The 20,013-nt window shown below is 44.1% G+C and carries 17 protein-coding genes and 1 pseudogene; 5 read left to right on the plus strand and 13 right to left on the minus strand.

Annotated elements, in window-relative coordinates:
• Window positions 1-18: 18 nt before the first annotated feature.
• Window positions 19-1,251 (minus strand): annotated as a pseudogene (locus ACS8FA_RS16300) (IS3 family transposase).
• 273 nt (window positions 1,252-1,524) lie between these two features.
• On the opposite strand from ACS8FA_RS16300, the gene ACS8FA_RS16305 reads away from it, so the two are divergent.
• Complete coding sequence (locus tag ACS8FA_RS16305; protein WP_439264118.1) at window positions 1,525-2,025, plus strand: hypothetical protein; 501 nt, start codon at window positions 1,525-1,527, stop codon at window positions 2,023-2,025.
• Window positions 2,026-2,119: 94 nt separating this feature from the next.
• Here the strand turns inward: ACS8FA_RS16305 and ACS8FA_RS16310 are convergent, their stop codons facing one another.
• From ACS8FA_RS16310 to ACS8FA_RS16360, 11 genes are all read right to left on the minus strand, one after another.
• The gene (locus ACS8FA_RS16310) at window positions 2,120-2,308 is read right to left on the minus strand and encodes a hypothetical protein (RefSeq protein ID WP_439264119.1); all 189 of its coding nucleotides are present in this window, start codon (window positions 2,306-2,308) and stop codon (window positions 2,120-2,122) included.
• 117 nt (window positions 2,309-2,425) lie between these two features.
• Complete coding sequence (gene tdh, locus ACS8FA_RS16315; RefSeq protein ID WP_439264120.1) at window positions 2,426-3,451, minus strand: L-threonine 3-dehydrogenase, zinc-binding type; 1,026 nt, start codon at window positions 3,449-3,451, stop codon at window positions 2,426-2,428.
• Window positions 3,452-3,514: 63 nt separating this feature from the next.
• Window positions 3,515-4,705 (minus strand): glycine C-acetyltransferase, encoded by a 1,191-nt coding sequence (gene kbl / locus ACS8FA_RS16320; protein WP_439264121.1) that lies wholly within the window; start codon window positions 4,703-4,705, stop codon window positions 3,515-3,517.
• 383 nt (window positions 4,706-5,088) lie between these two features.
• Window positions 5,089-5,286: a hypothetical protein gene (locus ACS8FA_RS16325; RefSeq protein ID WP_439264122.1), complete on the minus strand. Its 198-nt coding sequence runs from the start codon at window positions 5,284-5,286 to the stop codon at window positions 5,089-5,091.
• 29 nt (window positions 5,287-5,315) lie between these two features.
• On the minus strand, window positions 5,316-6,197 hold the full coding sequence (locus ACS8FA_RS16330) for an N-acetylmuramoyl-L-alanine amidase (RefSeq protein WP_439264124.1): 882 nt from the start codon (window positions 6,195-6,197) through the stop codon (window positions 5,316-5,318).
• Between the two features lie 95 nt (window positions 6,198-6,292).
• A complete protein-coding gene (locus ACS8FA_RS16335) occupies window positions 6,293-7,657 on the minus strand; it encodes an APC family permease (RefSeq protein WP_439264126.1) in 1,365 nt (454 codons plus the stop codon).
• 157 nt (window positions 7,658-7,814) lie between these two features.
• Entirely contained in the window at window positions 7,815-8,594 is a 780-nt protein-coding gene (locus ACS8FA_RS16340) for an MOSC domain-containing protein (RefSeq protein WP_439264128.1), read from the minus strand.
• 228 nt (window positions 8,595-8,822) lie between these two features.
• The gene (rsfS, locus tag ACS8FA_RS16345) at window positions 8,823-9,236 is read right to left on the minus strand and encodes a ribosome silencing factor (RefSeq protein ID WP_057758112.1); all 414 of its coding nucleotides are present in this window, start codon (window positions 9,234-9,236) and stop codon (window positions 8,823-8,825) included.
• 131 nt (window positions 9,237-9,367) lie between these two features.
• Complete coding sequence (locus ACS8FA_RS16350) at window positions 9,368-10,390, minus strand: nicotinate-nicotinamide nucleotide adenylyltransferase (protein WP_439264130.1); 1,023 nt, start codon at window positions 10,388-10,390, stop codon at window positions 9,368-9,370.
• Between the two features lie 160 nt (window positions 10,391-10,550).
• Window positions 10,551-12,698 carry a phosphate acetyltransferase gene (gene pta, locus ACS8FA_RS16355; protein WP_238069537.1) on the minus strand — a complete coding sequence of 716 codons (2,148 nt, stop codon included), beginning with the start codon at window positions 12,696-12,698 and terminating at the stop codon, window positions 10,551-10,553.
• Window positions 12,699-12,851: 153 nt separating this feature from the next.
• Window positions 12,852-14,084 carry an acetate/propionate family kinase gene (locus ACS8FA_RS16360; protein ID WP_439264131.1) on the minus strand — a complete coding sequence of 411 codons (1,233 nt, stop codon included), beginning with the start codon at window positions 14,082-14,084 and terminating at the stop codon, window positions 12,852-12,854.
• Window positions 14,085-14,889: 805 nt separating this feature from the next.
• Here ACS8FA_RS16360 and lptM point away from each other — a divergent pair.
• The 4 genes from lptM to ACS8FA_RS16380 all read left to right on the plus strand — a co-directional run bounded on the left by lptM (window position 14,890) and on the right by ACS8FA_RS16380 (window position 19,076).
• Window positions 14,890-15,204 (plus strand): LPS translocon maturation chaperone LptM, encoded by a 315-nt coding sequence (lptM, locus tag ACS8FA_RS16365; protein WP_439264133.1) that lies wholly within the window; start codon window positions 14,890-14,892, stop codon window positions 15,202-15,204.
• 332 nt (window positions 15,205-15,536) lie between these two features.
• On the plus strand, window positions 15,537-16,766 hold the full coding sequence (gene lysA / locus ACS8FA_RS16370) for a diaminopimelate decarboxylase (protein ID WP_439264297.1): 1,230 nt from the start codon (window positions 15,537-15,539) through the stop codon (window positions 16,764-16,766).
• 353 nt (window positions 16,767-17,119) lie between these two features.
• Window positions 17,120-18,007: a diaminopimelate epimerase gene (gene dapF, locus ACS8FA_RS16375; RefSeq protein WP_057758121.1), complete on the plus strand. Its 888-nt coding sequence runs from the start codon at window positions 17,120-17,122 to the stop codon at window positions 18,005-18,007.
• Between the two features lie 46 nt (window positions 18,008-18,053).
• Window positions 18,054-19,076 (plus strand): tyrosine recombinase XerC, encoded by a 1,023-nt coding sequence (locus ACS8FA_RS16380; RefSeq protein ID WP_439264136.1) that lies wholly within the window; start codon window positions 18,054-18,056, stop codon window positions 19,074-19,076.
• 33 nt (window positions 19,077-19,109) lie between these two features.
• Here the strand turns inward: ACS8FA_RS16380 and ACS8FA_RS16385 are convergent, their stop codons facing one another.
• Window positions 19,110-19,979 carry a nitrilase-related carbon-nitrogen hydrolase gene (locus ACS8FA_RS16385; protein WP_439264138.1) on the minus strand — a complete coding sequence of 290 codons (870 nt, stop codon included), beginning with the start codon at window positions 19,977-19,979 and terminating at the stop codon, window positions 19,110-19,112.
• Window positions 19,980-20,013 lie beyond the last annotated feature (34 nt).

Here is a 20,013-nt window from a genome sequence, read left to right on the forward strand (position 1 = left end):
AAACTTGGGAGATTTTAGTTACGCAGCTTGACGATAATAATCAAACCACACCTGTCTTGGCGATTGATAGCCCAAACCCTTTTGAATCCTCGTCTGATTGTAGTACAGCTCGATATAACTGATAATATCATTGATGGCTGTGAACCTTGTTTTATAGTCTTGATGATATACCAACTCATTCTTTAATACGCCCCAGAAGCTTTCTATCGGAGCGTTATCGAAACAGTTGCCTTTGCCGCTCATTGAGCCTATGAATTGATGCTGCTTAATGGTCTTGTGGTAGGCGTGACTGCAATACTGGCTGCCTCTATCAGAATGCACAATTAGTCCCTTGCTTGGGCGTTTATTCTTAATTGCCATGTTAAGCGCACGACATACTAAATCTGCGGTCATGCGCTTGTTAATAGCGTAGCCGACAAGCTCTTTAGTGTATAAATCTTTGACTCCAGCTAAGTACAGCCAACCTTCGTTTGTCCAGATATAAGTAATATCGCTGACCCAAGACTCATTGGGACGCTTGGCGTCAAACTGCTGATTCAGCACGTTGTCATAGACCAGTTTATTGTGATTGGAATCAGTAGTGACTTTAAAGCGCTTATGACGACGGCACTTGATGCCGTGTTCCTCTTTAATACTTCTAACCATGTAGGGACTGATGTCATGGCCTTGATCACTTAGATGCGCATGTAGACGATCTACACCATAACGCTCATATGTTTCAGTATGAGCGGCTTTGACTAGTAGCTCGCAGTGATTACGATGTATCTGCTGATCACTAATGTCACGACTTGACCAGTCATAGTAACTTGATGATTTAACCTTTAATACACGGCACATAGTTGTGATGCTAAATATCTGCTGATTGTCTTTGATAAAAGCGTACTTTACTAGCTGTCACTGCGTGCATAGCCCTACGTCTTGCGTCACTAAAACAGTCTCCCAGACTGTTTCTTAACGCTCCTCATTGGCGAAGTACGCCGTCGCCTTTTTTAATATCTCGCGCTCCTCCTCAGCAACTTTAAGCTGGCGCTTTAGCCGTTTTACTTCTTCAAGGGCGCTCATAAGATCAGGATCGTATTGCTCAGTGCCCATAAGCTTGCCCTGATTGGCTTTATTCTGCCAGTTAGATAAGGTTTGCATGGCGATCCCGAGCTGCTTTGCAGTAGCTGAAATATTGCCATTATTATCCGCTATCTTCTTGACAGCTTCTGCTTTAAATTCTGTGCTGTAAGTTCTAACTTTCTTGGTCATGGTAAACTCCTCGTTGAGTCGTTAGTTTACCAAGTTTACTTGTACGGTTTCTTCAGCATAGCTCAGTAGAAGAGGCTATAAAAGTTCTTGAAAAATTAGGTTTCGATACATCTACAGTCAGTAGTGGGTATGGTAAAGCTTTAGATTTCTTACTTGACGGAGTCATTGGTTCTATTGAATCAATTAACCGTAATATCACAGATGTACTCAGTCGTTAAGTAATTAAAACACTTTCTATCATGCAACTAGATTAAATTTAGAGTAATGAATAATATGATTTCTATCAAAACTATAAAGAAGCACTGGTCGGTAATAATTCAATATCTATTTTGGACGACAGTTTTTTTTGCTTATACATATATATCTACAGACTGTTTAAAAAATGTAAAAGATTTAGAACTTAGTTTGAATTTAATAAATAATCTAATGGAAAATCGAGTACTACAAGTAGGTGGAGTCGCCTTGTGTCTTTACTTTGTCTTTTTATGCGTTGATAGGTTGTTAGCCGTATTTGCTGACCACGATTTAAAAATAGGTACACACAAAATTTTTGATTCAATAATTAAGGTCACTGTTGTAGGGTCAGGTTCCACAATATCTGGAGTAATGTATGCTACAACTTTGTATTTGCTAAAAAACCCCCAGAAAACACAATCTTTTAAAGAGTTTTTCTGGGTAACAACCTCGTTTACATTTATGATAATTTTATTAGCAGTTTTATGTTATTGGAGCTTAGATAAAATGAAAGAAAAATGGGGTTTAGAGCTACCTTAGTTCTCTACGTTAAATAGTAAACGCTATAGGTTTAATGAGTTAAATTTAATTCGAATTACGCAGCTATATTTTATTTGAAAAATTTTCTATCTAACTATTTGTTCTCTAAACTGTCTTTAGGTTTTTCCTGTGCCCCAGCAATCAACTCGTGAATTTTAGCACTTTCTTTTAATACACAAGCATCATAAGCAGAAAGCGACTCAGACTCTTGTTGTTTTTCCTGATCTTGTTTGGCTTTTTCTGCCAAATATTTTTCAAGTTTATCGGCTTCAGAATCGCCCATAGTTCATCCTCCATATGATTTTTACCATATAAAAAACGGCACTGAAATCAGTGCCGTTTTATAAGTCGTGACAATGTAAAAGTTAACCACGATTCCTAAAATACTGAATCGCCAAAATCAATCCCAGCTTAAAATCACCTTACCGCATTGTCCGCTTTCCATGATATCAAAGCCTTCTTGAAAGTCATCAATGTGCATGCGATGGGTAATGATTGGTGTCAAATCAATACCGCTAATCAGCATTTGCTCCATCTGATACCACGTCTCCCACATCTCGCGCCCATAAATGCCTTTTAGGGTTAACGCCTTAAAAATAATCTTGCTCCAATCCACCGTGGTGGTGTTGGGTAAAATACCCAAGAGCGCGATTTTAGAGCCGTTATACATGTTAGTAATCATCGAATCAAAGGCTTGAGGCGAGCCTGACATCTCAAGCCCAATATCAAAGCCGTGCATTTTTAACTGATCGATAGCACCTTCGATGGTTTCACCTTTGGCTGGGTTGATGATCATCGTCGCGCCCATTTTTTTGGCAAGCTCTAGGCGATAATCGCTGATATCACTGACCACGATATTACGTGCCCCTGCGAAGCGGCAAATCGCCGTTGCCATCGAACCAATCAGACCTGCACCTGTGATTAGCACATCTTCACCAAGGACAGGAAATGAAAGGGCAGTATGAGTGGCGTTGCCAAAAGGGTCCATAATGGCAGCCATCTCATCGCTGATACGCTCATCGAGTTTGATGACATTGTCGGCAGGTATCACCAAATATTCGGCAAATGCGCCATCGCGGTCAACGCCCACGCCTATGGTGTTTTCGCACACATGCAGCTTACCTCGGCGGCAGTTACGGCAATGTCCACAAGCGATATGACCTTCGCCTGTGACTCGGTCGCCCACTTCAAGATGCTTGACGCCATCGCCCATTTCACTAATGACACCGACGTATTCATGTCCGATAATCATCGGCGTGTTTATGGTCTTTTGTGACCATTCATCCCACTTATAAATGTGCAAATCTGTCCCACAAATAGCGGTTTTTTTAATTTTTATTTTAACGTCATTGATGCCGACCGTTGGTTCTGGCATGTCTTGCATCCAGATGCCTTTTTTGGCATGAGCTTTAACCAGTGCTTTCATACTTTTCTCTTATTTAGCTGTGTTGTACTTGATTATTGAATTTAGATAAGTTCTGAATGACGCTTAATCAATCACCTTCATTTGCTTGGCGACTTTGATAAAGGCGGCGATACACTGGTCGAGCTGCTCACGAGTATGAGCGGCAGAGAGCTGCACACGAATGCGAGCCTCATTTTTGGGTACGACAGGATAGAAGAAACCAATCACATAAATGCCCTCGCTAAGCAGTGCGTCTGCCATCTGTTGCGAGACATTGGCATCATAGAGCATCACCGCACAGATTGCCGATTCGGTAGGCTTAATATCGAAGCCTGCATCTTGCATTTGCTTCACAAAATAGGCGGTATTTTCATGCAATTGGTCTTGTAAGGTATTGTCTTGCGATAGCATCTCAAACGCTTTTACCCCAGCAGCAGCCACCATAGGAGGAATAGAGTTTGAAAACAGATACGGGCGTGAGCGTTGACGCAGCATCTCAATCATTTCTTTTTTACCCGTGGTAAAGCCGCCAATAGCACCGCCAAACGCCTTGCCTAAAGTACCAGTGATCAGCTCAATATCGCCACGTAGATCAAACAATTCAGTCACGCCGCCACCAGTGCGACCGACCACACCTGCTGAATGTGACTCGTCAATCATGACCATGGCATCATATTTTTGTGCCAACGCATAAATTTCATCCATCGGCGCTACATTACCATCCATTGAAAACACGCCATCGGTAACAATCAAACGAAAACGCTGTGCTTGCGCTGCTTGCAATTGCGTTTCTAAATCTTGCATATCTGCATTGGCGTAGCGATAACGCGCCGCTTTACACAGGCGCACACCATCAATGATTGAGGCATGATTTAACGAATCAGAAATAATGGCATCTTCGCTGGTCAATAGTGGCTCAAAGGCACCGCCATTGGCATCGAAACAGGCCGCATAAAGAATGGTATCTTCGGTATTAAAAAACTTAGAAATCGACGCCTCTAATTGCTTATGCAAATCTTGCGTACCACAAATAAAACGCACCGATGACATGCCGTAACCTGAGTCTTCAATGGCTTGGATCGCCGCCTTTTTAATCTCAGGATGGTCAGACAATCCAAGGTAATTATTGGCACAGAAGTTAAGCATCTCACGGCCATCGGCGATCTTGATGAGCGCATCTTGCGGAGAGGTGATAACGCGCTCGGTCTTATATAGTCCTGCCTCGCGTATATCGCTGATTTCTTGTTGTAGGTGTTTTTGAAAGGCTTGATACATAAATATTCCTTTTTTAGTATTATTGGTGTTCGTTTGATAATAAAGATATTGGGACTGGTCATAGAATCAAGTTATCAAAGCCAAGTTATCAAATCTGCGCATCATCCTAGCCATCATTAAAACCAACGATAAAACTAAAGAGGCAGGAAGCTAACGAGATGGTGCGAGCAGTGATACTATCTATAACCCTGTGAGCGGTGATTTTATCATTAGCCTATCGCAATAAATAGCCTAAATAGTTGGTAGATAGGCCTTCTTTTATAAAGCTATATAGTGCTGTTTAATTGTGGTATTGGTTTCATAGCGGCTTAGCTATGTCTCAAAACATAAGACATTAACTTGCGCATTTCTATAATCTTGATTGGTAAATACTGTTTATCCAGTTATTTATCTTTGGGACGCTTCTGAGCCTCAGCGATTAACTCATGAATCTTGGCGCTTTCCTTTAGCACACAAGCATCATAGGCAGAAAGTGGCTCAGGTTCTTGCTTCTCTTTCTTTTCCTGCTCTTGCTCCTGTTTGGCTTGTTCTTCTAAATACTTTTGCAGATCGTCTTGCTCATTTTTTTGAGAGTTATTCATGGTTTATGTCTCCTAATAGCCTGTATTCTTTAATAAAAATCATCCCGACCAGCATACTTTTTATTTAGTGCCTGCAATATCGCATAGGTTTCGCTATCCATATTCCCCGTTGGTTGCTGCGCTCTAAAGTGCAGCTGAAACGCATAGACGACATCGCGACTGGCCTTGTCCCACGTATCGGTATCGTTGATTTGATAGCCATACTTGCGAAAGGCTTGCTTGATTTCAGGTATCGTGGCCGACGCAAATCCATCTTGATTCATAAAGAATTGCTTATCAAATTCATCATACCAAGCGCCGATACCGTAATCGAAATACAGTCGCTCCCACGGGAATTTGGCACCGGGGTCTATCTTGCGCGAGGGTGCCATATCGGAGTGACCGATGATATTCTTTGGTGAGATGTCATAGCGTGTGGCGATATCTTGCACCAGTTGTGCGACTTTTTTAATCTGCAATTCATCAAATGCCACATAGTGCGCATAAGGATGATAATCGAGCGTGCCATTTTTTAGCGCGTCTCGATATTCAGGCTTGATACCGCTATTGACAATCTCGATACCGATAGAGGTATCGTTTAATATCGTCCGTCCTGCAAAGCCGCCATCACCTGCATGCCATGCGCGCTCGCTCTCTGGTACTAGGTTATAGATTTTATCGTCATCATTGTCTAATACTAAATAGTGCGCGCTCACATTGCCTGTGGTCAATGTCTTTATCGAGCGCTCATTATCAGAGACTGTATAGTGCAGGACGATGGTTTTGATGCGCTCGCTTTTGCCAGTTGCTTGGTAGCTATCGCTATCGATTACATACTGCGGCGTTGACGTTGTTACGCAGCCAACGAGCGATAGCATAGAGGATGATATTAATACTGATGCCAATGCAATCGAGGAAATGTTTTTTGCCATGAAATGCTCTATATAGGAAGAGTTGCGGTTATAGCTTCGTTTGCGTTTGATGCTACTGGTGTCTATCTCTCTCGACAGGTAAATGCTATTTGCCGTTAATTAATGACAGAATCAACGTTGGAATTGACTGCGATTTTTTTATAACCAATTGCCCCAAGCAGAATAAAGAATCCTAGCAAGACATAAGCATTAAATGACAGCGCTGCTGGTGAAAATGGTAGCAGTAATAACGATATAAAGACCACACTGATTAATACAGAGAGATAATTTAGCAAACTTGCCTGTTTCTTTTTTCGCTCATTGATGAGGTCGGCGGTCGTGACATAAGCAAAGCCAACCGTGATGCCCAAGGATGCCATTGTCACGATATCGAGTAGGTAGTTTCTACCCAGCCAAGGAGAGAGTAGGCACACCAAGCATATCAATATAACGGTCTTTTGCTTACTGAATTGGTTGTGTTTATCCGTAAATATACTGGGCAATAACGAAGTGTCGCCCATAGATTCTAAGAGCTTGACCGATGACAATATAAAGCCGTTGATACCACTCATTATCGAGCCAATCATAGCGATCGATAGCAGCCAAATGCCGATGCTACCAATCCGATTGTCTATGCCTTCACCTGTCGCCCAGTGGCTGTCTTTGATCGCTTGATAGTCAAAGCTCATGTTTAGCGCGGTAAAGTAGTTGATTAAAAAGTAAAACAACACACCGGCGATAAGTGAAATTAGGATAATGCTTTTGGTCTTGGTTTTTGAATCACTAATCGCTTTTGAAATCTGCGGTGTGGTCTCAAAACCAACATACGCCCACGGCATAACGGCCAAGATAGGTAACCATGCCAGACTGGTGATAGAGCCGCTAGACATATCAGTTGGCAAAAATGCTTGGGTAGTTGGTGTCATCCAAAGTGAGGCAAAAAACAGCGCAGTGACTGATAGAATCATAAAGAGGGCGATATAGAGTTGGATTTTTGCGCCGACTCGTACGCCTTTTAAGTTGATATAACTGAACAGAATAATAGCCGCGCTGCATAGGAACACTTCACTGGCGTAGACTTCCCAACCAGCAATCGTATACAGATAGCCTAATTGTAAGCCACTAGGTAGCAGATAGCGCAGTAGCAAAGCGACAGCTGATATATTGAGCGCGATAATAGAAATATAGCCTATCGTGACGCCCCAACCATAAATATAGGCATGCTTGCGATTGATGTATTTTTCAATCCAATAGATACCGCCTGACTCGTTTTCTGGCGTTTGGGTCAGCAAATTAATATAGGCACGCGCAACCATATAAATGGCTAAAGTCCCGATAATAATAGCCACAGAAGAGCCTAATAGCTGTGACTGCGGCAAAAACAAATCGCCTGGCATGACATACGCACCCCAGCCGATAATCGCGCCGACGCTAATCGCTATCGCTTGTAAGTAGCTGATACTTTCTGTCTTTTCACTCATAGAGTGCTCCTTCACGATCAAATATAGAGAAGGAGAGAGTGTTTATTATGGAGCTTACATAGAACATGAAAAACCTTGTGACGCCATTACGCAGGGTAGTGGCTATCTTTTATAAATAGAAAAGTCATATTAAAGGTTTTTGTTGAGTGTTACCTTTTCAATCCTGTTGGATTTTTTTAGCCAGAACCTTTTTCCAACTGTCCTCTAAACAGTCAATCGCGAGCCACGGTTCAATCACATTGGCATCATATTTCTCTTTAGAGTTTGCCAGTTGCCACAGTGTCTCAAGTGTTGCAAACGAATAAGGGCGCTCAACCAAATACACCGGTAAATCAGCGTCTATAACGCCATCACGGACGACTTGGAAGTACCAACCAGAGATGCCTTGCTTGCTGACCCATGCCGCGATATTAGGTGCTTTGGTAAATTGGCCAATTTGGTCATTGATTTTGTAGCAGGGGCGGCGTGGTTGGACGATACGTAATTGAACGTTAGCATCATCATTACTAGTGTCTTGACCGTTTCCAGAATGCCCACCATATTGAAAAACATCACCAATACAAACGGTAGACTCGGTCATTTCAGGCAAACCATCGACAGCTTCAGTCGTAAGGTTTTCTCCTAGTGTACCGACGCGAACCTTTAAACCGAACTCTGCATTGATTTTTTCATACGTCGCAGGAGCTAGTTGATGCACGGCTTTGAGTGGGCCACCATGATGTTTGCGATCGGCTTGCTCATCAGTGGCGAGGCCCATGAAGTTGACCGCAACAGGCGCTTTGATGGGTGCTTTATCAATGGCGCTCATTTCTTCGCGCGCAAATGGCATAGATTTGCCAGCACGCACACAGGTTAAGTTGGCGATATGTAGTGGCAAGTTTTGGTTAAAGTCTGTTAGTGTTTGCTCAGGTAATGACGTGTTCGATTCTGCGCTCATAAGGTTTCCTAATAGGTAAAATGAATAGGCTAAGGCGGCTTAATTTTGGCGGTTTAATATTAGTGGCTAATAACTATTAATATGAAATGAGCTTATCTGTACTCAATGATGTATCTGATTATACTGGTTCATCACCATAAAATTTACATAAAAAAAGACCAGAATAAGTATTCTGGTCTTTTTGATGGAGCGTTTCTTAATCTTGAACGAATATCGTCACTGACAAGCTTATTTGTTTTTGTTACGACGACCCGCAGTTTTCTTTTCGCGAGGGGTAGCAACTAGCTCAGCCAACTGCTCAGGTGATGACCATAGGCCTTCTAAGTCATAAAACTCACGTGCTTGCGGCGTCATCATGTGGACGACAACTGCGCCCAAATCAATCAACGTCCAGTCAGAGTCGATGCCACCTTCACGGCCAAGTGGCATAAAACCAGCTTGCTTAGCTTCAGCGCCGACGCTATCAGCCATCGCACGTACATGACGCTTTGAGGTACCATCAGCGATGATGATGCGCTCTGTTACGTCAGTCAACTCTTCTACATTCATTACAGTGATGTTCTTTGCTTTCATATCATCTAGAGCGCTTTGTACTAGGGTCAAGCATTCTGTTAGGCGTTCTGCAGTCATGGTGTTGGTCATAAATTTTAATCTCTTGAATCGTAAATATGTAAAATAAAGGGGTAAAACGTCAATTTGTCTTATCCGACTGATCATATGTTGTCAGTCACGCATAGAGACAGGATAGGCAAAATGACATAGATAAGGCGATTTTAACGGAATTGAACAGCAGAATATAGCTGATGGGCGATAATATAGTGATAAACAGCAGGATTTAGCCATTTAGCTAATGGATTAGATTCAGTATTGCTAATGATATCATTTATTGATGCTATAGATGCGATTTGCCGTTGAGCGACTGGCATTTTATTTGTTTGATTGTCTAGTTTCAGTAGCTGCTCGCGTATTTGTGTGCTTGATACCGCAGTAATAGGTCGCGAATCTATATAAATGCGTCCTTGAATGGCGTTTTTCAAGTCAGTGCTTTTTAAGTCAGTGCTAGTCGGATCAGTGCTATTTGAGCTTGAGCTATCTGACGAGCGCTGAATGGTTGGAACTAATAGTTTGATAGGTGAGTCTGTTATATGTGCTTGTAATGACAACGGCAATTGCGATTGTAGAGTAGCAATATCTTGCACGGACGCTATTTTCTTTCCAGAAAAGATAATACTGTCAGAAAATTTTTCGCTAATGCCATCGCTCATATGAGTACTGCTCTGACGATTAAACACCCATAGATTGACATGGTCAGTGAGACGTAATCCATCTTTCCATTTATCCAAACTATGGGCGCTGTCCATACCCATAATAAATATCAAGCTGTCATTAGGGTATTGCTGTCTTAATGTGCGTACGCTGTCGATCGTATAGACAGGCGGCCCTTGCCATAGTTCCAGCTCACTAATCTGTATCGGCGTATTCTCTGTCGCTAGTTTTAGCATGTTTAAGCGATGGTTAGGGTCTGTACTTTGCGTCTTAAATGGCGAGCGTGCATTGGGTAATAAGGACACATGCAGTGTGCGCTGTAGCTGCGTTGCAATTGGTAGTAGGTGCTGATAGACAGACATTGCTACTTCTAAATGACCATTATGTACTGGATCGAACGAGCCACCAAGATAGGCACGAATGGCAGGTGCAGGTGTTTTTTCTTGAGGGTTGTTGCTCGTATTTGGCATAAATAAATGTATAAAAGTAGATAGGGCGCACGTGGTCGTTGATGCACCTTGCTCTTTCACTGTCTGACCTTTTTAGGTTAAATAATTTGATGATAGCGCTATTGTAGAGGGCACGCGAGCATCTGTCACCATTGTCTGTCACCAAAGCACCAATAAAAAACCGACCATCATAATGATAGTCGGCTTTGTATAGAACTTTAATTAGCGAGTCTTATAGCGATTAAATCAAATCGCTATACGCTTGGATAGCGGTTAACGCGATGGTATAGACGATATCGTCGACCAAGGCACCGCGTGATAAATCATTAACGGGTTTATTCAAGCCCTGCAGCATAGGGCCGACACTGACGACATTGGCACTACGTTGTACCGCTTTATATGTGGTGTTACCAGTATTGAGGTCAGGGAAGATAAAGACATTGGCTTGTCCAGCGACAGGTGAGTCAGGCGCTTTTTGCTTACCGACGCTCATGACAGACGCCGCATCATACTGTAGCGGGCCGTCGACCTTGAGGTCTGGTGCGCGCTCGCGAACGATTTGGGTTGCACGGGCGACTTTTTCGACATCCGCGCCTGCGCCTGATGAGCCAGTAGAGTAGCTGATCATCGCAACTTTTGGATCGATACCAAAGGCAGCAGCAGACTGTGCTGATTGAATGGCAATCTCTGCCAGCTCTTCAGCGTTAGGATCTGGGTTGATCGCACAGTCACCATAGACGACCACTTGCTCAGGTAGCAGCATAAAGAACACTGATGACACGAGCGAATATTGCGGCGCGGTCTTGATCAACTGGAATGCTGGGCGTACCGTATTGGCAGTGGTATGAATCGCACCTGAGACCAGACCATCTACTTCGTCTAGTTGGAGCATGATAGTACCTAAATAGACCGTATCTTTTAGGTATTCAGCAGCGACTTCTGCAGTGGTTTTGCCTTTACGGCGCTCTACGACAGCAGCGATATATTTGCTCATATCTAGGTTGTCAGGATCGATAATTTCCAACCCTTCAGGTAGCGTTAGATCACGGTTTTTGGCTACTTGTTCAACTTCACTACGTTTAGCAAGTAATACGCAGTTGGCGATACCACGACTCTGACAGATACAGGCAGCTTCAACCGTACGTGGTTCCGCGCCTTCTGGCAGCACAATACGTTTCTTAGCGTGCTGTGATTTTTTGACCAACTGATGGCGAAACGCTGATGGTGACAGACGCGGCTCATGATTACGGCTGAAGTATTCTTTAATCCAGCTTAGATCCAAATGCGCAGCCACATAACGAGCCACTTCATCAGCACGTTCTGTATCATCACTTGGAATCTCAGAACTCATATGCATCAGGCTCTGTACTGTCTCGTAGCTGTCGCTTTCGACACTCATGACAGGGATGCCAGTTTTGAGCGCTGACTGCCAAAGCTCAGCAACTGTATCGCTTGGGGTAATGCCACCTGTCAATACTAGACCTGCCAATGGAATCCCATTGATACAGGCCAATCCAGCGGCTAATAGCAAGTCATCACGGTCGCCGGGCACGACCATTAACGTACCACGCTTAAAGACTTCATTGACGCGCGCTACTGAACGAGCGGTTAGGCTGATACGATTGATACGACGTGTCTTTGCTTCACCAACATTTAACCAAGTCGCATCAAGCTCTGTTGCGATATCCCATGTACGAGGCACAGACAACGAGTCACTAAAAGGAACAACACCGATAAGGCGGAACACTTCGGTATTGAACGAAGGCGATAGACGCTGAACCTCTTGCAGGAAGTTTGGATCTAAGCTGACAACGGCCTCACCCGGCGCGACAGGTTGATTATCAAACGTGTTCGGCACGTCTTGTACCCGCATCAATATCACGCCTAGCGTCCGTGAATCGATGACACCGCCAAACTCACGAGCATGGACATCCAGTTTGTCTGCTAAATAAGCAGGTTTACTGATGTCAGCGGTACTGACAAATATAATCTTGGCATCGAGCGCGTGGGCAAGTGCACGGTTGATTTGTGAAGCATAAGAGGTCTCAGTGGTTGGCACCAGACCTTCACAGATAATCACGTCATGACCATCATCGATCGTATGAAAATTGGCAATCACTTCTTCCATCAAGTCATCAAGATTGTCATCGCCTAGCATACGCTCGACGTGTTGACGGCTGATAGAATCAGGCGGATTTAGGCCAAATGCGTGCATGGTCAATGCGCTTGAGCTGTCTAAGCTGTGCTGTTTGTCTAGCGTATCATCTTGCAAAAACGGCTTCATAAAGCCCGCTTTGATACCGTTGTAATCAAAGGCACGGATTAGCCCTAGCGCGGCTGATGTCACACCGATACCGCGACTAATGGGAACAAGTAAAATGGTTTGCATAATGTGTCCTACAATTTATTTTATTTTAGACGTCGAGTCATTTTGAGCAGCATAAGTAGTGCAGTATAAAAACACCAAGCGCTTTATCTTATTCGTTCTCAGCTTTTTATAAGCGTCTAGAATAATAAGCGCTAGGCATTATAATCAATCGTCTTATACTAAGTTCAATGCTTGACGAGTCTCTTGAGCGATGCGGTATTCTTCATCTGTAGGAATGACCCATAGCTCGACACTGCTACCTTCTGCTTGGAAGCTGCCTTCTTGGCCACCGTACAATCCAGCGTTCTTTTCAGCGTCCATTTTGATACCGAAATGACGCATGACGGCTAAAATACTTGCGCGCGTGGTGACAGAGTTTTCGCCGATACCACCAGTGAATACAATACCGGTGAATTCAGGCAGTGCACAGCTTAAGCTGGCGAGGTATTTACCAGCGCGGTAGCAGAACATCTCGATGGCGAGCTGCGCATCTTTATGGCCTTCGCTCGCAGCTTGTTCAATAGTACGCAAATCATTTGATAGACCAGAGATACCAAGCAGACCACTTTCACTATTTAGCATTTTATCCGTTTCTTCTAGGCTAATACCGAGCTGACGCTTTAGATGCATATGTAAGCTTGGGTCGACATCGCCGCTACGTGTGCCCATCATCAGTCCCTCAAGTGGGGTCAGACCCATACTAGTATCGAGGCTCTTGCCATCGTATACGGCGGTTGCTGAGCAACCATTACCTAGATGCGCGGTTATCCAGCCATGAGGACCTTTTGCTTCGGTGATTTGGCTAGCACGTTCTGAGACATAAGCATGAGACGTACCATGGAAGCCGTAACGACGGATTTTGTGCTCTTCGTATAGATATTTTGGCAACGCATAGCGGAAGGCGACAGGCGGCATGGTTTGGTGAAAGGCGGTATCAAATACCACAACTTGTGGAATGTCAGGGTAAATAGCTTGAACCGCTTCAATACCCAAAGCATTTGCAGGATTATGTAGTGGAGCCAATATCTTTAGGCGTTTCACTTCCTCTAACGCATGCTGATCAACACGAACCGCTTCAGAGTACTCACGGCCGCCATGTACCACACGGTGCCCGACTGCGATAAAGTGATACTGCTCTAGTAGCTCTAGAATTTTTTGCAGGGCAAGTTTGTGACTACCACCAGGGATAGAAATCTCTAACTTATCGCCATTTAGCGTAGTATGTTTGATACGGGCTGTATCGAGACCTAAGTTTTCGGCAAGACCGGTGATACGGGTAGAGTTGTCATCGCTGATCAACGCGTATTTGATAGAAGACGAACCGCAGTTGAGGACTAAAGTGGGGCTGGTTAGGGTTGATGTTTCACTGTTCTTATCATCAAAAGTGGTACTTAGGTTGGCGCTCATACTCTATCCTTAGATTGGTTTTTATAAAGGGCAAATCAATGATATCGTTCGTTCGATACAAAAAAGACGTCTATTGCCACGTCCTGTTTTATTATCATCAAATGCTACATCGCTGATATCTCAAGTGCTGTAGTAAGGCTCACTGAGATGTGATGTCATTATTATATGGAATTGATGAAGTTGATAACCGTCGAGTAAATAAAAATCAGCCATATATATGCTGATCATATCAAGCAAGCATATTGATGATTTTGTTTATACTTGGGCTACTATTTCTGACAGTGCTATGCATCCATGCTTATGAGGTAATGCGTCTGCATCTCAGGCTAGCATCCTATTGCCGCCGCAAACTGGGAATATAATGTAACACATTTTTGTTTCTACACCACGACAGGGGTAAGGTTTAAAATGTGTGATTAATAAATGGCTAAATACAGAATAAATCGATTATATTCAGTGAGTTATAGAGCTATAAGTGGATAACTTGTATGGGCTACATAACAGTGCTCCGACTCACAAAATTGTAAGAAATATTGTCGAGACACCCATATGTCATACATTCATATCTAAGCTCGCAGACGATATTACTATAAAAATTCGACTAATGTTTTAGAAAATATCCAACATCACGCAAATTTATTCACCAATCATATTCAGTATCCGTACAGCTTTATGTAATAATGCTATGATGAAAATAGTCATAACGGCAGTGCTTTCGCTGTCGGTTTGGCTGTCCATTTGTTTTTTATTTATCACGATTTACTATCGACATTATGCCGTCGTAAGCTCATAGGTTATCTATTATATGTCTACTATACACAGCCCCTCAGCAGCCAAGCATGCTAGCTCGTTCGCTCGTACCAGTCGTCAGGCTGTCGCCACTTTATTTATTGGCAGTGTGGTTATGGTAGGATTGTCAGGCTGCGGGCAAAAAGGCGATCTATATCTGGCAGACTCTAGTAGTCAAACGATAGAGGGCAGTGCGTCTGTACTGGATAGTACTAGTCATCCACAAGATGCAGCCTTTGCGGGTATCGACGATGATAACTATCAAAAAAACCGCTACCTAGAAGAGCAAATGGTGCTACCTGAGCCTAGTACTGACCCCAACGACTATTAATTGCTAAGCCAATAACTGCTAGGCTAATAATCGCTAAACTGAGCCAATAGTTAGTGGTTAGGTGCTTGTTAATTAACAGTTTAATTGACTGCTTAACTAACCATCGATTCTGTTATGGCTAAATAGCTTTGCTACCTAAATTTAATTTTCACCCTTGATAATCTGATTATATTAGAGATGTTTATATGAGTCATTCTGAACTACCTGCTGACTTGACCGATTCTGCTACTGGCGAATCCGTTACTATCCAAACTGAGCAAGGGTTGTATGTTGACCCGAAAGCGTTGAGTGCTCACTTGCCAGCGCTAAGCTATCGCGGCGATGCGCTGTATATGGAGCAGGTCAGTATTGATGAGCTAGCAAAACAATATGGCACACCATGCTACGTGTATTCACAGCAAGCAATATTGGACGTTTATCAAGCTTATACCGATAGCTTTGCCAGTCTGAATCATCAAGTATGCTATGCCGTAAAAGCAAACTCTAACCTTGCCGTGCTTGGTGTCTTGGCACAGGCAGGCGCTGGGTTTGATATTGTCTCTCGCGGTGAGCTTATGCGTGTGTTGGCGGCAGGTGGCGCAGCATCACGTGTGGTATTCTCAGGTGTGGGCAAAACGTACAGTGATATCGAATACGCGCTGACTCAAGGTATTGGCTGCTTTAATGTTGAGTCTATCAGCGAGCTGACTTTAATCAATGACGTGGCAAAGTCACTCGATAAGCCTGCGCCAATCTCGTTACGCGTCAACCCTAACGTCGATGCCAAAACCCATCCGTATATCTCAACAGGTCTTAAAGACAACAAGTTCGGTATCACTCACGAAGACGCACTAGCGGTCTATCAGCAAGCGGCCGATTTATCACATATCGACATCGTTGGTATTGATTGTCATATTGGCTCGCAGTTGACTGAAGTAGAGCCGTTTGTTGCAGCATTAGATAAAGTTATTGAGCTGATACATAGCCTGCGTGACGCAGGTATTGAGTTACAGCATATCGATTTGGGCGGTGGTTTAGGTGTGCGCTATATTGATGAGACGCCTGTATCTATCGATGAGTTTGCCCAAGCCTTATTGCCAAAACTTAGCGAGCTTGGCTTGACTGTGTTCTTTGAGCCAGGTCGTAGTATCGTTGCCAATGCTGGCGTGCTATTGACTCAAGTTGACGTACTCAAGCCGACTGAGCATAAGAACTTTGCGATCGTTGATGCCGCGATGAATGACTTGATTCGTCCTGCTTTATATCAAGCTGAGATGGCGGTGATTCCAAGTGTGTTACCTAGTGCTGGTATCGATACGGATGGTACGCAGCCGTGGGATATCGTTGGCGCGATTTGTGAGACGGGTGATTTCTTGGCAAAAGACCGCCTACTATCATTGGCCACAGGTGATGTACTGGCCGTTACGGGCGCAGGTGCTTATGGTTTTACCATGAGTAGTAACTATAACTCACGCCCACGTGCTAGCGAAGTGATGGTATCTGGCGATAGTCATCAGCTTATCCGCAAGCGTGAAACGATTGAAGCATTATATGCAGATGAAGCGTTGTGGCAGGGTGAATAGTACTATAAGCAGCGTAGATTGATGTTGATATGGTCATCGATGGCTGTTTTAATTAAATAGCTTTTTGCTCATAGCTTTATTGATTGAAGAGAACCCATTGTGATAATGACAATGGGTTTTTTTATGACTGGATTTTGAGGAAAGCGTTTCTTAATTAAAGCTGATTCTTAATTGAAGGCAACACCAATCCCAAAAATTAGAGTAGCAAGGAAAACGAGTGCAAGTACTACTCACTGTAGACTAAACAAGTTTGACACCGCTAATCGTATTTTTTGGGATTGGTATTATTATGATTGTATCTGACAGCGTGCTAAGATAAGGCATACATAAAAATAGGATAGGACATCAAAGATATGCTAATAGAGTTTACTAAAATGCATGGGTTGGGTAATGATTTCATGGTCATTGATTTAGTGACCCAGCGCTTAGATTTGACCAAGGATTTGGTGCAGTTATTGGGCGATCGTCATCTAGGTATTGGTTTTGATCAGCTGCTCGTAGTCGAACCACCCATGCGCCCTGATGTTGATTTCAGTTATCGTATCTTTAATACTGATGGCACCGAAGTCGAACAGTGCGGCAATGGCGCGCGTTGTTTTGCACGTTTTGTACAAGCACGTAAACTGTCATTTAAGCAGCGTCTACGCGTTGAGACGGCCAGCGGTATTATTTCTCTGACCACTGATCGCTACGGTTGGGTAGATGTCGATATGGGCAAGCCTAAATTTGAGCCAGATGAGATTCCGTTTAGCCCAAGAGCGACGACCAAAATCCAAAACACCTATCATCTTGATGTAAATGGTACACCGGTACAGCTGTACGTTGCCAATATGGGTAACCCGCACGCTGTGATAAAAGTCGATGACGTACTTGATGCTGAGGTTGAGACTTTAGGCAAAGCAATTGAATCGCATCCTGCCTTCCCAGACCGCGTCAATGTGGGCTTTATGCAAGTGATGAATCAGCGACACATTCGTCTACGTGTGTACGAGCGCGGTGTGGGTGAGACCCAAGCTTGTGGTACCGGCGCGTGTGCAGCAGTAGCCGTTGGTATACGTGAAGGCTGGCTTGATGAGGGTGAGGAAGTTCGCGCACAGCTATATGGTGGCAGTATGATTATCAAGTGGCAGCCAGGCTATTCAGTTACGATGACGGGTCCGACCGCTTTCGTCTATGAAGGCGTATTTAGTCCAGATGGCCTGATGGCACAAGCGGGGCTTAAACCCAATGCTGAAGGCTGATAACTGTTTTTAGGCCAATCGTATAAATGCCAAGGATGGTTCTAGTATGGTTATGTCTACTAATAAAGACACTCAGGCGGCGAGCTCAGCACCTTGGCTGTCTACTGAGCTGGCCGCCACTATAGAGTCAGACGCTGCATTGCTAGAGTTACTCGCACCTGTGCATCGTTGGCTCAATACATTGTCTGTGCGCAACCATTCGCCGCATACTCTGACCGCTTATTTCGCTGGTTTAAATCAACTGGCGTTATTTTTGCGTGGTAAGCGTCTAACGTGGACACGCTGTGATAAACGGCAACTTGCCCAGCACATCAGTCAACGTCTTGATGAAGATAAGTTGGCGCTTGCCAGTGTTCAGCAAGAGTTGTCTGCGATTCGGCATTTCTATGGTTGGATGATTGAAGAAGAGCTAGCACGTATCAACCCAACCACTGGCTATCAACTTAAGCGTAGTCCTAGACCGCTGCCTTCTATCGCTGATGTCGATTTACTGACTCAGCTACTCGATCAAGAGATTCCTGATACGCCAGAGCAAGCGCGCTTATGGTTACGTGATAAAGCTATGTTCGAATTGCTCTATAGTAGTGGCTTGCGTGTTGGCGAATTGGTTGCACTTGATATGGCAGATGTAGATTTGTCTGAGTTACGGGTACGAGTCACGGGTAAGGGGAATAAAACACGCCTAGTGCCATTAGGGATAAAGGCAGCAGAAGCGATTAGTCGCTACCTGCCGCATCGTAACCTGTGGGTAGAGCAGATGGATAACGCATTGTTCATCAGTGAAAAGCTCGGTACCAGATTATCAACACGGGCAGTGCAGCAGCGTTTAAAAGTCGCTGCTACTCGCGCAGGTATCGCACAGAATATGTATCCACATCTATTGCGTCATTGTTTTGCATCACATATGCTGTCAGGCAGTGGTGACTTGCGCGCCGTACAAGAGATGCTCGGGCATAGTGATATTAGCACCACGCAAATTTATACCCACGTTGATTTTGCAAAATTAACGCAGGTTTATGATCGCGCGCATCCACGAGCAACTCATGCTCAAAATGAAGAACTGCCCTAGCAATTAAGCACGAAATTTACCGTACTTACTAATCTACGCCAAACGATGGCAGTCAAAAATAGGCAGTTTTTGGCGGCCTTGCTCTTGCGCTTGTTTGTCTAATGACGCCATAACGATGGCATATTGTTTATCCAGTTCGCTATCGTCATAGCTTGCGATAACACTACTATCAAACGCTGTAATGGCTGCATGTCCCCATGTCTGACGGGTACTACCATCTTTGTAGAGATGATCACCACCTTGTGCTGCGCCGATGACCATACATTGACTATCTAGAGCACGCGCTCGTAACAGCAGCGACCAGTGTGCTTGCCCAGTTAAGTAAGTAAAGGCAGAAGGGGCACTCAATAGTTCAGCACCTGCTTGTCGCAGACGCTGCGCCAATGCTGGGAAGCGCAAATCAAAACATACCATCATGCCGAGTTGATAGACTGTATTGCCTACTGCTAATGGCGCAATTACGGTCTGGGTACCTGGCTCAAAGGTCGCCGCTTCGTTATAGCTGCCATGCTTATCGGCCACAGTTGCGGTAAATAGATGAATCTTATCGTAGCGTGCGACACGGGTGCCATCTGGTGCAAACAGCTGGCTCACTTGGCGCAATCTACCATCAGGAACGACAGTACCATCAGGACGATAATGGCAGGGTAATGAGCCTGCTAGTACATGTATACCAGCGGTGCGGGCGTAATCTGCTATCGTCGCTGATAAGTCGTCAAAACGCTCGGCAGTAGCAGATTGCTGTCCCATACTACAGCAGTTCTCAGGCAATACAACAAGCTCAGCCCCTTGAGTTTGTGCATCTATGATAGCGGCTTTGATATCTGCTAAATTATCCTCAACATTCTGCTGACTGTTCATTTGAATAGCAGCGACGTTAAGTTGATGGTTATTTGAATTCATGACAATATTCCTATTGGGTGTGAGCTGTATTGGT

Source organism: Psychrobacter sp. 1Y1 (genome assembly GCF_051847395.2).
Lineage (GTDB): Bacteria > Pseudomonadota > Gammaproteobacteria > Pseudomonadales > Moraxellaceae > Psychrobacter.

What these genes read in the sequence shown, in the direction of transcription:
- kbl (WP_439264121.1), bottom strand. Translation starts at nt 4,705, where the DNA reads ATGTATCAAGCCTTTCAAAAACACCTACAACAAGAAATCAGCGATATA.
- pta (WP_238069537.1), bottom strand. Translation starts at nt 12,698, where the DNA reads ATGCAAACCATTTTACTTGTTCCCATTAGTCGCGGTATCGGTGTGACA.
- ACS8FA_RS16330 (WP_439264124.1), bottom strand. Translation starts at nt 6,197, where the DNA reads ATGGCAAAAAACATTTCCTCGATTGCATTGGCATCAGTATTAATATCA.
- ACS8FA_RS16360 (WP_439264131.1), bottom strand. Translation starts at nt 14,084, where the DNA reads ATGAGCGCCAACCTAAGTACCACTTTTGATGATAAGAACAGTGAAACA.
- ACS8FA_RS16335 (WP_439264126.1), bottom strand. Translation starts at nt 7,657, where the DNA reads ATGAGTGAAAAGACAGAAAGTATCAGCTACTTACAAGCGATAGCGATT.
- lysA (WP_439264297.1), top strand. Translation starts at nt 15,537, where the DNA reads ATGGAGCAGGTCAGTATTGATGAGCTAGCAAAACAATATGGCACACCA.
- dapF (WP_057758121.1), top strand. Translation starts at nt 17,120, where the DNA reads ATGCTAATAGAGTTTACTAAAATGCATGGGTTGGGTAATGATTTCATG.
- ACS8FA_RS16385 (WP_439264138.1), bottom strand. Translation starts at nt 19,979, where the DNA reads ATGAATTCAAATAACCATCAACTTAACGTCGCTGCTATTCAAATGAAC.
- lptM (WP_439264133.1), top strand. Translation starts at nt 14,890, where the DNA reads ATGTCTACTATACACAGCCCCTCAGCAGCCAAGCATGCTAGCTCGTTC.
- ACS8FA_RS16305 (WP_439264118.1), top strand. Translation starts at nt 1,525, where the DNA reads ATGATTTCTATCAAAACTATAAAGAAGCACTGGTCGGTAATAATTCAA.
- ACS8FA_RS16325 (WP_439264122.1), bottom strand. Translation starts at nt 5,286, where the DNA reads ATGAATAACTCTCAAAAAAATGAGCAAGACGATCTGCAAAAGTATTTA.
- rsfS (WP_057758112.1), bottom strand. Translation starts at nt 9,236, where the DNA reads ATGACCAACACCATGACTGCAGAACGCCTAACAGAATGCTTGACCCTA.
- ACS8FA_RS16340 (WP_439264128.1), bottom strand. Translation starts at nt 8,594, where the DNA reads ATGAGCGCAGAATCGAACACGTCATTACCTGAGCAAACACTAACAGAC.
- tdh (WP_439264120.1), bottom strand. Translation starts at nt 3,451, where the DNA reads ATGAAAGCACTGGTTAAAGCTCATGCCAAAAAAGGCATCTGGATGCAA.
- ACS8FA_RS16380 (WP_439264136.1), top strand. Translation starts at nt 18,054, where the DNA reads ATGGTTATGTCTACTAATAAAGACACTCAGGCGGCGAGCTCAGCACCT.
- ACS8FA_RS16310 (WP_439264119.1), bottom strand. Translation starts at nt 2,308, where the DNA reads ATGGGCGATTCTGAAGCCGATAAACTTGAAAAATATTTGGCAGAAAAA.